Below are 15,344 nucleotides of genomic sequence, written 5' to 3'. Positions count from 1 at the left end.
CTTGGTGGCGGGCTTTTTTTTATTTATATATTTTACATCCTTCCACTGACTTTTGAGGGACAACATGCAACGTTATCCTATGACCCCTGAAGGCAAAACTGCCTTAGAGAAAGAATTACACCAGCTTAAAACTGTAGAACGTCCACGTATTACAGCAGCGATTGCAGAAGCACGTGAACATGGCGACTTGAAAGAAAATGCAGAATATCACGCTGCACGTGAACAGCAAGGTTTCTGTGAAGGTCGTATTCAGGACATTGAAGGTAAACTGGGTGCAGCTCAGGTTATCGATATTAAAGATCTTGAGCAGAGTGGCCGTGTAGTTTTCGGTGTAACAGTAACTATTGAAAATCTTGATACTGAAGAACAGAAAACTTATAAAATCGTTGGTGATGATGAAGCTGACTTTAAAATTAATAAAATTTCTGTGAACTCACCTATTGCACGCGGACTTTTAGGCAAAAGCGAAGGTGATGAAGCAAAAATTGTTACGCCTCAAGGTGAAGTAGAATATGAAATTGTGAGTGTTGAATATATTTAGTCAAACACGATACACATGAAGCCCCTTTCATCAGGGGCTTTTTATTGACAATATTATTTTCGCTCATCTCAAATTTTAAAATTTTTCAGATATAATCTGCTGCTCTTCAGTATTTAATTTTTCTTATGGATCAGCTGATCAACTCTCCGGTTAAACACTGGTGTGAGTTCGAATTCATCTCGAAGACAGTAAAGAATCCGAATATTCATATTAAAGGCAATTATAGCTATTACTCAGCCTATTGGGATCAAGGGTTTGAACGTTGTGTAGTGCGTTATCTTCATGATAAACCTGCTGCCCCAGATAAACCGATTGATCAGCTTTATATTGGTAATTTTGTCTGCTTTGGTGCTGAAAGTGTCATTATGATGGGGGGTAATCAGCTACACCGTACAGAGTGGATTTCAGTGTTTCCCTTTGATACCCGTAGTTTTGTGCTAGCAGGAGATACAATTATTAGTGACGGTTGCTGGATTGGTAGCCGTGCCATGATTATGCAAGGTGTAAAACTGGGAGAAGGCGCAGTAATAGCAACAGGTGCTGTAGTAACTAAAGATGTTCCACCTTATGCAGTTGTCGGTGGTGTACCTGCACGAATTATTAAATACCGTTTTTCTCAAGAAGACATCCAGAAGCTGCTTTCCCTTAAGCTTTATGATATGGACGAAAAGCAGTTATTAAAAATACGCGGGCGACTACAGTCAGATAACGTTTCATCTTTAATAGCATTTTTAAATGAATTTTAATCCGCATCTGATAGAGACTGTATATTAATTTTTATCTTGCTAATTTCCAGACAGAGAGAATTAGGGATCTTAAGTTGATTTGGAAATTCAGGGTAGCCACTGAAATTTTTTTAAGTTTATCTTTCCATTTATGACTGTCAGTCCCTCTTCAATTAATAAAACGGACTGTATATTTTGACCTTGTGTATTTAATTTACTCAGGCTAATTCTACCTTGACTATTAATTACGCGATGCCATGGAATATCAGTTTCTATAGGCAGATTTTTGAGTATATAGCCGACTAATCGTGCATGTTTTGGCAACCCGGCAAGACGCGCAACCTGCCCATAAGTTGCAACTTTACCACAAGGAATCAGACTAATAACTTCTAAAATCTGTCCATATAATTCATGTGCAGAAGAAATAATATCCTCCTTAAAATCTATAGCTTTATAAAGTATAAGAAAACTCAAAATTCTAAATAGATTATCACTTAAGTTTAAAAAAATTTTAACTAAAAACAAAAAAGGACCCGAAGGTCCTTTTTTGTTACCTTATATATTTAGAAAATAATTTGGCCATTCTGTAACAGTTCATCCAATGTAATGGCACTTGGCTGATTGGTCAGCTGTAATAATGGAGTGGCAATAAAAGTAGTTCCGGTTCCATCGCGGTCGATGGACAAGGTTACAGTTGATGACGTTGAATTATAGTTTAGCTGGATATATTGTCCCAGATTATTAGCATTAACCTCGCCTCCTAGCAGATCCGACACATCAATCCGGTCAGCCTGATTATCGGTACGAATATTACCTACATGGAAGTCTGTCCAGGTATCAGTACCATTACTGCCTGTTGCATTAGCGGCAACCAGTAAATCAAACACTACAGTATCAGCGCCTGGGCCACCAATAATAGTGTCATTGCCTGCACCACCATTAATATAATCATTACCTGCCCCTGCATTTAAAGTATCATCACCATTACCACCTCGCAGGATATCATTTCCTGAACCGCCATTTAACGTATCATTTCCATCATAACCATAGAGGCGCTGAGATACAGTACTATTGCTATTACCCAAAATATTAGCATTAGCATTACCCTCAACAATCGGTGAAGCGCTTCCTGAAAGTAGACCGCCCAACAGATCTACACTTGCAATCTCACCTCGGCTATATGAGGTAGATGAGCCTTGGCTATCTGTAGCAACCACATTCAAATTATTCAGTAAATTCAGATTTAAGATGCCTCCCAGCAAACCACCCGATAATTTGACTGATGCCAAGAATTCATTAATTTCCTGATTATCAAGTACCTGCCCTTGTGCAGCTTCAATTGTAATACGAGCTGGACGTCCTAACACAGTGCTACTTTGAGTAGTAACATTATAACCAAACAGATTACGTAACCCTGTTGAGAAGCTAAAATTCTCTCCACCCAGTGATACTGCAGAATTTAATGTAATTTCTACTCTTCTTAAATCGCCATTTGCATCTGCCGCTGCAAATAGTTGCTGATTTAAATCAATCAGACCTGCTACATCTGCGCCTACAACGCCCAGTAGAGCATTACTGTTAACAGCTGCAACAGGTGCAACCTGGCCAATAATATTCAAGTTAAAGTTAGCAGTTGTAATATTACCTGCCGTATCTGCTACTCTAGCCTGCCAAGTATGATTTACACCGGTCGCAGATGAAGACAGTGCTGTGGCAGGCGTATAACTCCAGTTACCACTAGCATCTACAGTAATTGGCGTAGTTATTGTTACACCGTCCTGAATAAGCGTAATGGTACTGTTCGGCGCTGCCCTGCCAAAGATTGTTGGCGTATTATCATCAGTAATCGTACCAGAATAAATATTGCCTTGAATATTACCTGCATTATCGCCTGCACCTACGATTGTAACTACTGGCGGTGTAGTATCTAGAGTAATATTACCTAAAGAAGAGGTATTCGTATGATTGGTAGTGTCTGTTACGGTAGCCGTCACATTATAAGTACCATCTGCAAAACCAGCTGGAGGCGTAGCAATCCACCTGCCAGTTGCGGTGTCATACACGGCATTGACGTTCACTCCAGTACCGGAAGCAGATGTATACCTTACCACTACTGTGTTCACATCCGGATCTGCGGTCACCGCGATGCGACCATCTTGGGTGATCAGGTCAGTATTACTGTTACCCGTATCATTAACTAAAGTAACTCTAGGGGCTGTTGTAGAAGTATCTGCAATGTTAATAGTAAGTTTTGCTGTATCTACTGTATTTCCATCAGATAATGTATAAGTAAATACTTCAGAACCGCCTATAGACGCTGGATCTCCATAAGCTGTATAAGTATAGGCTCCTGACGAATTAATAGTAAGTACACCATATAGTCCTTCGACTGTAACATTGCTTCCATTTGATGGAATGACTACGATAGGGCCATCAGCAATTTGTACCTGAGTAATTACACCTCCCTGTGCATCATCTGTACCACCATTACTGCTACCCGCCCCTGTAATCACATTACCACCTGTTAAGGCTTCATTAGCAAAATCGGTTTCCGTAAGCTGGGTCGTAATATCAGTAGCTTGCAATAGTGTAAGTGTATTACTTAAAAGAGCATCTGCTAGTGAACTCAAGACTGTATTGAGTAGTCCGGTAGCACCAACATTATTCAAAATAGTGACTAATGGATTAATAATCTCATCAACTGGCAAACCATTCAATGTAGTTAAAACAGGAGATAACAGCGTAGTAACTGTTGGCCCTAAAACTGGACCTAATGCATTAGAAACTGTATTGAGTACCAGCGTCTGATTTTCAGGCCCTAAAATGACGCCTGAATCTCCAAGCTCTTGTAAAGATACTCCACCACTATTATCTGAATCTAGCAAGTCAGTTAATGTACTCTCGTCATTACGAACCACAACACGATATGTACCCGGTTGCAAGCCTCTGACTGTAGCAGTTAAAGTATTATCTCCTGTTACACCTAAGACATTTAAACCAAGAACATCCCCTACTAGCGAGTTTTGTGTTACTGCAGAATAGACAACATTACCATTTGCATCAACAACATCTAACCGGAAGGCATCTGCAACTGCGGCGAGTGCAGTTTGGCTTATTTCAATATTGAGTACACCAAATTGATCAGGTCCTACAATTACAGTCACACCATTGTCAGTGCCATTATCAGACTCTAATAAACCCAATACCTGAACATCTGTATCGGTCACTTCGGGATAGACTGTAGTGATCTGACTTACAATGTCCAGGTTTACGACATCATCTATGGCATTTGGTGGTGTCAAATCTATTCTTACTGGGGCTGTAGCAACGTTTCCGGCTATATCTGTAGAATTCACGCTAAGCAGCTGGTTATCCACTACAGAGGCTGTCGGAATATTAAATGTATAGGTGCCGGTTGAACCTACTATCGTACTAACAGGATTGCCTAGATTATCTACAATTGCTACACCTGTATTTGTGGTTAAAGTAACAGTAGATCCTACCTCTGCTGTGCCACTTACAATGACAGTCGTCGGATCTGGGTTGCCATTATCTGAATCTAAAGTAAAGCGCGCAGTAACCGTAGTGATAGTATCTATAGTAACGCCTACCGCATTGGTTATACTGCTGTTGCCATTAACATCAGTCACGACAGCTCTGTATTGATAGGTATTATCTGCGACTCCAGTCTGTGCGGCTGTTGTTGCCACCCAGGTATTTCCGCCATCCGTAGAAATCTGGTAGACCACGGTAGAACCTGTTTCCTGACCCGTTAATGTCAAATTAAATGTATTGTCATTACTGATTCTATCAGAGAGGCTGATGCCCGTATCGGAGAAATCTGCCAGACTCAGGCTTCCAGGGATTGGTGCAATATTATCTGTTACAGTCGCGGTATCAGTGGCAGTGTTGCCATTGATATCGGTTGCGGTGGCGGTGTAGCTACCGGCAAGAGCCGGCGCAGCAATGCTGCCACTGATGCTGCCATCTGGCGCCACTGTGACCGGCACTGCTGCTCCGTTCGGGCCCCGTATGGTTACAGTGGCGCCCGGTTCGGTGGTACCGCTGAGGGTGGCACTGCCATCGGCATTGATCACCACGTTCAGCTCTACGGCCGGTGGCGTGCTATCTGTTGCAGTCGCGGTATCGGTGGCAGTGTTGCCATTAATATCGGTCGCGGTGGCGGTATAGTTACCGGCAAGAGCCGGCGCGGCAATACTGCCACTGATGCTGCCATCTGGCGCCACTGTGACCGGCACTGCTGCTCCGTTCGGGCCCCGTACGGTTACACTGGCGCCCGGTTCGGTGGTACCGCTGAGGGTGGCACTGCCATCGGCATTGATCACCACGTTCAGCTCTACGGCCGGTGGCGTGCTATCTGTTGCAGTCGCGGTATCGGTGGCAATGTTGCCGTTGATATCGGTCGCGGTGGCGGTATAGTTACCGGCAAGAGCCGGCACGGCAATACTGCCACTGATGCTGCCATCTGGCGCCACTGTGACCGGCACTGCTGCTCCATCCGGGCCCCGTACGGTTACACTGGCGCCCGCTTCGGTGGTACCGCTGAGGGTGGCACTGCCATCAGCATTGATTACCACATTCAGCTCTACGGCCGGTGGCGTGCTATCTGTTGCAGTCGCGGTATCGGTGGCAATGTTGCCGTTGATATCGGTCGCGGTGGCGGTGTAGTTACCTGCGAGGGCCGGCGCAGCAATGCTGCCACTGAGGCTGCCATCTGGCGCCACTGTGACCGGCACTGCTGCTCCATCCGGGCCCCGTACGGTTACACTGGCGCCCGCTTCGGTGGTACCGCTGAGAGTGGCACTGCCATCGGCATTGATCACCACATTCAGCTCTACTGTCGTAATAGTATCTATAGTTAAAGTTGCTGTATCTGTACCCGTATTACCTGCCTGGTCTATGGCTCTTACAGTAAGGTTATATGTCCCGTCCTGTAATACCGGTAAAGTATTATCTGCTAAAGTCCAGGTACCATCACCGTTATTTACGGCTTCATAATCAGTACCATTAAGAGTAACCACGATTCGTGCGGTAGTATCATTAACCGTACCACTCAACGGTGGGGTATTATCGCTGCTGGAACTATCATCCAGCACCACCACTGGCGCTGTAATATCAGCTGAAACTGTACCGCTATCCGATAATGATGCATTCCCTGCAGGATCTGTTGCTATTGCAGTAATAATATCACCATTAGCAAGACCACCTGGGTTAGCTACACTCCAGCTGCCACTTTCATCTGCAAGTGCGGTAGCGATCGTGCCATCTGGGAAGGTAACAGTGACAGTAGCCCCAATTTCTGCTGTTCCACTAATCGGATCAGTTACGTTAACCGGATCAAGCTCAGGAGCATCTGGAGCAGCTGTATCTACAGTGACATTAACTGTATCTGTGACACTGCTGTTGCCATTAACATCAGTCACGACAGCTCTGTATTGATAGGTGTTATCTGCGACTCCAGTCTGTGCGGCTGTTGTTGCCACCCAGGTATTTCCGCCATCCGTAGAAATCTGGTAGACCACGGTAGAACCTGTTTCCTGACCCGTTAATGTCAAATTAAATGTATTGTCATTACTGATTCTATCAGAGAGGCTGATGCCCGTATCGGAGAAATCTGCCAGACTCAGGCTTCCAGGAATTGGTGCAATATTATCTGTTGCAGTCGCGATATCGGTGGCAGTGTTGCCATTGATATCGGTTGCGGTGGCGGTGTAGCTACCGGCAAGAGCCGGCGCGGCAATGCTGCCACTGATGCTGCCATCTGGCGCCACTGTGACCGGCACTGCTGCTCCGTTCGGGCCCCGTACGGTTACACTGGCGCCCGGTTCGGTGGTACCGCTGAGGGTGGCACTGCCATCGGCATTGATCACCACGTTCAGCTCTACGGCCGGTGGCGTGCTATCTGTTGCAGTCGCGGTATCGGTGGCAATGTTGCCGTTGATATCGGTCGCGGTGGCGGTATAGTTACCGGCAAGAGCCGGCGCGGCAATACTGCCACTGATGCTGCCATCTGGCGCCACTGTGACCGGCACTGCTGCTCCATCCGGGCCCCGTATGGTTACACTGGCGCCCGGTTCGGTGGTACCGCTGAGGGTGGCACTGCCATCGGCATTGATCACCACGTTCAGCTCTACGGCCGGTGGCGTGCTATCTGTTGCAGTCGCGGTATCGGTGGCAGTGTTGCCATTAATATCGGTCGCGGTGGCGGTATAGTTACCGGCAAGAGCCGGCACGGCAATACTGCCACTGATGCTGCCATCTGGCGCCACTGTGACCGGCACTGCTGCTCCGTTCGGGCCCCGTACGGTTACACTGGCGCCCGGTTCGGTGGTACCGCTGAGGGTGGCACTGCCATCGGCATTGATCACCACGTTCAGCTCTACGGCCGGTGGCGTGCTATCTGTTGCAGTCGCGGTATCGGTGGCAATGTTGCCGTTGATATCGGTCGCGGTGGCGGTATAGTTACCGGCAAGAGCCGGCGCGGCAATACTGCCACTGATGCTGCCATCTGGCGCCACTGTGACCGGCACTGCTGCTCCATCCGGGCCCCGTATGGTTACACTGGCGCCCGGTTCGGTGGTACCGCTGAGGGTGGCACTGCCATCGGCATTGATCACCACGTTCAGCTCTACGGCCGGTGGCGTGCTATCTGTTGCAGTCGCGGTATCGGTGGCAGTGTTGCCATTAATATCGGTCGCGGTGGCGGTATAGTTACCGGCAAGAGCCGGCACGGCAATACTGCCACTGATGCTGCCATCTGGCGCCACTGTGACCGGCACTGCTGCTCCGTTCGGGCCCCGTACGGTTACACTGGCGCCCGGTTCGGTGGTACCGCTGAGGGTGGCACTGCCATCGGCATTGATCACCACGTTCAGCTCTACGGCCGGTGGCGTGCTATCTGTTGCAGTCGCGGTATCGGTGGCAATGTTGCCGTTGATATCGGTCGCGGTGGCGGTATAGTTACCGGCAAGAGCCGGCGCGGCAATACTGCCACTGATGCTGCCATCTGGCGCCACTGTGACCGGCACTGCTGCTCCATCCGGGCCCCGTACGGTTACACTGGCGCCCGCTTCGGTGGTACCGCTGAGGGTGGCACTGCCATCAGCATTGATTACCACATTCAGCTCTACGGCCGGTGGCGTGCTATCTGTTGCAGTCGCGGTATCGGTGGCAATGTTGCCGTTGATATCGGTTGCGGTGGCGGTGTAGCTACCTGCGAGGGCCGGCGCAGCAATGCTGCCACTGAGGCTGCCATCTGGCGCCACTGTGACCGGCACTGCTGCTCCATCCGGGCCCCGTACGGTTACACTGGCGCCCGGTTCGGTGGTACCGCTGAGAGTGGCACTGCCATCGGCATTGATCACCACATTCAGCTCTACTGTCGTAATAGTATCTATAGTTAAAGTTGCTGTATCTGTACCCGTATTACCTGCCTGGTCTATGGCTCTTACAGTAAGGTTATATGTCCCGTCCTGTAATACCGGCAAAGTATTATCTGCTAAAGTCCAGGTACCATCACCGTTATTTACGGCTTCATAATCAGTACCATTAAGAGTAACCACGATTCGTGCGGTAGTATCATTAACCGTACCACTCAACGGTGGGGTATTATCGCTGCTGGAACTATCATCCAGCACCACCACTGGCGCTGTAATATCAGCTGAAACTGTACCGCTATCCGATAATGATGCATTCCCTGCAGGATCTGTTGCTATTGCAGTAATAATATCACCATTAGCAAGACCACCTGGGTTAGCTACACTCCAGCTGCCACTTTCATCTGCAAGTGCGGTAGCGATCGTGCCATCTGGGAAGGTAACAGTGACAGTAGCCCCAATTTCTGCTGTTCCACTAATCGGATCAGTTACGTTAACCGGATCAAGCTCAGGAGCATCTGGAGCAGCTGTATCTACAGTGACATTAACTGTATCTGTGACACTGCTGTTGCCATTAACATCAGTCACGACAGCTCTGTATTGATAGGTGTTATCTGCGACTCCAGTCTGTGCGGCTGTTGTTGCCACCCAGGTATTTCCGCCATCCGTAGAAATCTGGTAGACCACGTTAGAACCTGTTTCCTGACCCGTTAATGTCAAATTAAATGTATTGTCATTACTGATTCCATCAGAGAGGCTGATGCCCGTATCGGAGAAATCTGCCAGACTCAGGCTTCCAGGAATTGGTGCAATATTATCTGTTGCAGTCGCGATATCGGTGGCAGTGTTGCCATTGATATCGGTTGCGGTGGCGGTATAGTTACCGGCAAGAGCCGGCGCGGCAATGCTGCCACTGAGGCTGCCATCTGGCGCCACAGTGACCGGCACTGCTGCTCCATCCGGGCCCCGTACGGTTATACTGGCACCCGGTTCGGTGGTACCGCTGAGGGTGGCACTGCCATCGGCATTGATCACCACATTCAGCTCTACGGCCGGTGGCGTGCTATCTGTTGCAGTCGCGGTATCGGTGGCAGTGTTGCCATTAATATCGGTCGCGGTGGCGGTATAGTTACCGGCAAGAGCCGGCGCGGCAATACTGCCACTGATGCTGCCATCTGGCGCCACTGTGACCGGCACTGCTGCTCCGTTCGGGCCCCGTACGGTTACACTGGCGCCCGGTTCGGTGGTACCGCTGAGGGTGGCACTGCCATCGGCATTGATCACCACGTTCAGCTCTACGGCCGGTGGCGTGCTATCTGTTGCAGTCGCGGTATCGGTGGCAATGTTGCCGTTGATATCGGTTGCGGTGGCGGTGTAGCTACCGGCAAGAGCCGGCGCGGCAATGCTGCCACTGATGCTGCCATCTGGCGCCACTGTGACCGGCACTGCTGTTCCATCCGGGCCCCGTACGGTTACACTGGCGCCCGGTTCGGTGGTACCGCTGAGGGTGGCACTGCCATCGGCATTGATCACCACGTTCAGCTCTACGGCCGGTGGCGTGCTATCTGTTGCAGTCGCGGTATCGGTGGCAGTGTTGCCATTAATATCGGTCGCGGTGGCGGTATAGTTACCGGCAAGAGCCGGCGCGGCAATACTGCCACTGATGCTGCCATCTGGCGCCACTGTGACCGGCACTGCTGCTCCATCCGGGCCCCGTACGGTTACACTGGCGCCCGCTTCGGTGGTACCGCTGAGGGTGGCACTGCCATCGGCATTGATCACCACGTTCAGCTCTACGGCCGGTGGCGTGCTATCTGTTGCAGTCGCGGTATCGGTGGCAGTGTTGCCGTTGATATCGGTGGCGGTGGCGGTGTAGCTACCGGCAAGAGCCGGCGCGGCAATGCTGCCACTGAGGCTGCCATCTGGCGCCACTGTGACCGGCACTGCTGCTCCATCCGGGCCCCGTACGGTTACAGTGGCACCCGCTTCGGTGGTACCGCTGAGAGTGGCACTGCCATCGGCATTGATCACCACATTCAGCTCTACCGTCGTAATAGTATCTATAGTTAAAGTTGCTGTATCTGTACCCGTATTACCTGCCTGGTCTATGGCTCTTACAGTAAGGTTATATGTCCCGTCCTGTAATACCGGCAAAGTATTATCTGCTAAAGTCCAGGTACCATCACCGTTATTTACGGCTTCATAATCAGTACCATTAAGAGTAACCACGATTCGTGCGGTAGTATCATTAACCGTACCACTCAACGGTGGGGTATTATCGCTGCTGGAACTATCATCCAGCACCACCACTGGCGCTGTAATATCAGCTGAAACTGTACCGCTATCCGATAATGATGCATTCCCTGCAGGATCTGTTGCTATTGCAGTAATAATATCACCATTAGCAAGACCACCTGGGTTAGCTACACTCCAGCTGCCACTTTCATCTGCAAGTGCGGTAGCGATCGTGCCATCTGGGAAGGTAACAGTGACAGTAGCCCCAATTTCTGCTGTTCCACTAATCGGATCAGTTACGTTAACCGGATCAAGCTCAGGAGCATCTGGAGCAGCTGTATCTACAGTGACATTAACTGTATCTGTGACACTGCTGTTGCCATTAACATCAGTCACGACAGCTCTGTATTGATAGGTATTATCTGCGACTCCAGTCTGTGCGGCTGTTGTTGCCACCCAGGTATTTCCGCCATCCGTAGAAATCTGGTAGACCACGGTAGAACCTGTTTCCTGACCCGTTAATGTCAAATTAAATGTATTGTCATTACTGATTCTATCAGAGAGGCTGATGCCCGTATCGGAGAAATCTGCCAGACTCAGGCTTCCAGGGATTGGTGCAATATTATCTGTTGCAGTCGCGATATCGGTGGCAGTGTTGCCATTGATATCGGTTGCGGTGGCGGTGTAGCTACCGGCAAGAGCCGGCGCAGCAATGCTGCCACTGATGCTGCCATCTGGCGCCACTGTGACCGGCACTGCTGCTCCGTTCGGGCCCCGTACGGTTACAGTGGCACCCGGTTCGGTGGTACCGCTGAGAGTGGCACTGCCATCGGTATTAATGATTACTATAAATTCTAAACTTGGAGCTGTAATGTCTGCATCAACCGTCGCGCTGACCGGGGCCGAGCTGTTGCCGGCCGCATCGCTGGCCACCACGCTGATCTGCTGCCCATCGCTCAGGTTGCCCGGGTTGACCACGCTCCAGTTCCCCGCAGCATCTGCCACGGTGCTGGCCGTGGTGCCGTTCGGATAGGTCACCACGATCCGTGCACCCGCCTCTGCCGTGCCGCTGATCGGGTCAGTGGTATTGACCGCATCCAGCAGCGGTGCTGCCGGGGCGGTGGTATCAATGCGGATGCTGCCGGTCACTGCACTGCGGTTCCCCGCCGCATCGGTGGCTGTCACGGTTACGTTAATCAGGCCTTCCGGCAGGACCGCGATGATGTTGTCGGCCAGGCTCCAGCTGCCGTCGCCATTGTTGATGGCCTGGTAGGTGCTGCCGTTAATGCTGACTTCAATCCGGGCTGCCGGGTCATTCACCGTGCCGCTCAGGCCCGGGGTGGTGTCATTGCTCAGCAGTGCATCCAGGCTGACCTCAGGTGCGGTGATGTCTGCATCAACCGTCGCGCTGGCCGGGGCCGAGCTGTTGCCGGCCGCATCGCTGGCCACCACGCTGATCTGCTGCCCATCGCTCAGGTTGCCCGGGTTGGCCACGCTCCAGTTCCCCGCAGCATCTGCCACGGTGCTGGCCGTGGTGCCGTTCGGATAGGTCACCACGATCCGTGCACCCGCCTCTGCCGTGCCGCTGATCGGGTCAGTGGCATTGACCGCATCCAGCAGCGGTGCTGCCGGGGCGGTGGTATCAATGCGGATGCTGCCGGTCACTGCACTGCGGTTCCCCGCCGCATCGGTGGCTGTCACGGTTACGTTAATCAGGCCTTCCGGCAGGACCGCGATGATGTTGTCGGCCAGGCTCCAGCTGCCGTCGCCATTGTTGATGGCCTGGTAGGTGCTGCCGTTAATGCTGACTTCAATCCGGGCTGCCGGGTCATTCACCGTGCCGCTCAGGCCCGGGGTGGTGTCATTGCTCAGCAGTGCATCCAGGCTGACCTCAGGTGCGGTGATGTCTGCATCAACCGTCGCGCTGGCCGGGGCCGAGCTGTTGCCGGCCGCATCGCTGGCCACCACGCTGATCTGCTGCCCATCGCTCAGGTTGCCCGGGTTGGCCACGCTCCAGTTCCCCGCAGCATCTGCCACGGTGCTGGCCGTGGTGCCGTTCGGATAGGTCACCACGATCCGTGCACCCGCCTCTGCCGTGCCGCTGATCGGGTCAGTGGCATTGACCGCATCCAGCAGCGGTGCTGCCGGGGCGGTGGTATCAATGCGGATGCTGCCGGTCACTGCACTGCGGTTCCCCGCCGCATCGGTGGCTGTCACGGTTACGTTAATCAGGCCTTCCGGCAGGACCGCGATGATGTTGTCGGCCAGGCTCCAGCTGCCGTCGCCATTGTTGATGGCCTGGTAGGTGCTGCCGTTAATGCTGACTTCAATCCGGGCTGCCGGGTCATTCACCGTGCCGCTCAGGCCCGGGGTGGTGTCATTGCTCAGCAGTGCATCCAGGCTGACCTCAGGTGCGGTGATGTCTGCATCAACCGTCGCGCTGGCCGGGGCCGAGCTGTTGCCGGCCGCATCGCTGGCCACCACGCTGATCTGCTGCCCATCGCTCAGGTTGCCCGGGTTGGCCACGCTCCAGTTCCCCGCAGCATCTGCCACGGTGCTGGCCGTGGTGCCGTTCGGATAGGTCACCACGATCCGTGCACCCGCCTCTGCCGTGCCGCTGATCGGGTCAGTGGCATTGACCGCATCCAGCAGCGGTGCTGCCGGGGCGGTGGTATCAATGCGGATGCTGCCGGTCACTGCACTGCGGTTCCCCGCCGCATCGGTGGCTGTCACGGTTACGTTAATCAGGCCTTCCGGCAGGACCGCGATGATGTTGTCGGCCAGGCTCCAGCTGCCGTCGCCATTGTTGATGGCCTGGTAGGTGCTGCCGTTAATGCTGACTTCAATCCGGGCTGCCGGGTCATTCACCGTGCCGCTCAGGCCCGGGGTGGTGTCATTGCTCAGCAGTGCATCCAGGCTGACCTCAGGTGCGGTGATGTCTGCATCAACCGTCGCGCTGGCCGGGGCCGAGCTGTTGCCGGCCGCATCGCTGGCCACCACGCTGATCTGCTGCCCATCGCTCAGGCTGCCCGGGTTGGCCACGCTCCAGTTCCCCGCAGCATCTGCCACGGTGCTGGCCGTGGTGCCGTTCGGATAGGTCACCACGATCCGTGCACCCGCCTCTGCCGTGCCGCTGATCGGGTCAGTGGCATTGACCGCATCCAGCAGCGGTGCTGCCGGGGCGGTGGTATCAATGCGGATGCTGCCGGTCACTGCACTGCGGTTCCCCGCCGCATCGGTGGCTGTCACGGTTACGTTAATCAGGCCTTCCGGCAGGACCGCGATGATGTTGTCGGCCAGGCTCCAGCTGCCGTCGCCATTGTTGATGGTCTGGTAGGTGCTGCCGTTAATGCTGACTTCAATCCGGGCTGCCGGGTCATTCACCGTGCCACTCAGGCCCGGGGTGGTGTCATTTGTTAACAATGTGTCTAATGTAGCTTGTGGGACAGTTTGGTCGCCTCCTGTAACCGGAGATTGTCCTGAACTGTTGCCAGCAGGATCTACTGCTTCAATTGTCCCCTGTTCTCCTTCATTTAACGGATTCGGCTCAATGCTCCACTTGCCGTCTTCTCCTACCTTAATTTCAGTCTGATTGCCTTGGCTATCTTTAACAATTACTGTACTGCCGGCTTCACCTGTACCACTTAAACCATCACCATTATTTTCAGTAATAATTGGTTTCTGTGGTGGTGTAATATCATTTCTTGTATCATCGGAAGAATCGCTAGTAGAGGTTACCGCTGCAGCCAATCCTCCTATTCCTACTGCCCCAACTAACCAGGGAACAAAAGCTTCACTCTCTGCTCCATATAAAAGTGGCGTGACTTCTTCTAAGTTTAAATAAGAAATTGGATCTAATATTGCCCCACTGGCATCAGTAACTTGAGCCAGTAAAAGCTGATTCTGATCATTTTTAAAGACCAGACTATTATCAGCGGCAAAATAATTTTCTATATAAATTTGCTCACCATTTTTCAGGATGATAGTAAGGCTATTTCCACTACGATCAATAGATGCTACCTCCTCTGGAGCAACATCAATAACGACAACTACAGGCTCCCCTAATTTAAAACTATTGCCTATATGCTCTACTTGCTGAGCTGTTTCTTTTGAAATTATAAAAATATCCGCCATTATATTCTTCCTTACATATTATTAGAGGAGCTAATTTCCTGAATTTTTTATTAAAAATTAGCTTTATTAGATTTTGCTTTGTAACTATTTTCTTCCTAGAAAATTTAATAAGCTTTATAAATAGATAGCATGAAATAAGTAAGTTTTTTATTAAGTTGAGTAAACAAGTCTGCTTTAAAGTTAAAATATATAAATCAAATACATATATTTTTTATTTTATTAAGTAATTGTTTTAAAAAGATAAAAAAAAGATATGTGAATAAGAAATATTTTCATCTTTCACATAAAATCAACAGTGAAATACATAGTAAC

At 50.9% G+C, this 15,344-nt stretch carries 4 protein-coding genes; 2 read left to right on the top strand and 2 right to left on the bottom strand.

Annotated features, from left to right (window positions below):
* Window positions 1-64 precede the first annotated feature (64 nt).
* Together greA and ABZP31_RS03635 are read left to right on the top strand one after the other, a co-directional pair.
* Window positions 65-541 carry a transcription elongation factor GreA gene (greA, locus tag ABZP31_RS03640; protein ID WP_248135039.1) on the top strand — a complete coding sequence of 159 codons (477 nt, stop codon included), beginning with the start codon at window positions 65-67 and terminating at the stop codon, window positions 539-541.
* 125 nt (window positions 542-666) lie between these two features.
* Complete coding sequence (locus ABZP31_RS03635; RefSeq protein WP_248135036.1) at window positions 667-1,287, top strand: CatB-related O-acetyltransferase; 621 nt, start codon at window positions 667-669, stop codon at window positions 1,285-1,287.
* Window positions 1,288-1,374: 87 nt separating this feature from the next.
* Here ABZP31_RS03635 and ABZP31_RS03630 read toward each other — a convergent pair whose 3' ends face one another.
* Together ABZP31_RS03630 and ABZP31_RS03625 are read right to left on the bottom strand one after the other, a co-directional pair.
* Window positions 1,375-1,740 (bottom strand): MGMT family protein, encoded by a 366-nt coding sequence (locus ABZP31_RS03630; RefSeq protein WP_282437661.1) that lies wholly within the window; start codon window positions 1,738-1,740, stop codon window positions 1,375-1,377.
* A gap of 89 nt (window positions 1,741-1,829) precedes the next feature.
* Window positions 1,830-15,032, bottom strand: a complete 13,203-nt coding sequence (locus ABZP31_RS03625; RefSeq protein WP_367156896.1) for an Ig-like domain-containing protein — start codon at window positions 15,030-15,032, stop codon at window positions 1,830-1,832.
* Window positions 15,033-15,344: the final 312 nt, after the last annotated feature.

The sequence above is a fragment of the Acinetobacter sp. FL genome, assembly GCF_040744925.1.
Classification (GTDB): domain Bacteria; phylum Pseudomonadota; class Gammaproteobacteria; order Pseudomonadales; family Moraxellaceae; genus Acinetobacter; species Acinetobacter radioresistens.
Note: the sequence above shows the minus strand (reverse complement) of the source record. Positions and strands in the feature narration are given on the sequence as shown.

Bases quoted from the DNA above. Each gene is read 5' to 3' on its own strand.
- ABZP31_RS03625 (WP_367156896.1), bottom strand. From the start codon at position 15,032: ATGGCGGATATTTTTATAATTTCAAAAGAAACAGCTCAGCAAGTAGAG.
- ABZP31_RS03635 (WP_248135036.1), top strand. From the start codon at position 667: ATGGATCAGCTGATCAACTCTCCGGTTAAACACTGGTGTGAGTTCGAA.
- greA (WP_248135039.1), top strand. From the start codon at position 65: ATGCAACGTTATCCTATGACCCCTGAAGGCAAAACTGCCTTAGAGAAA.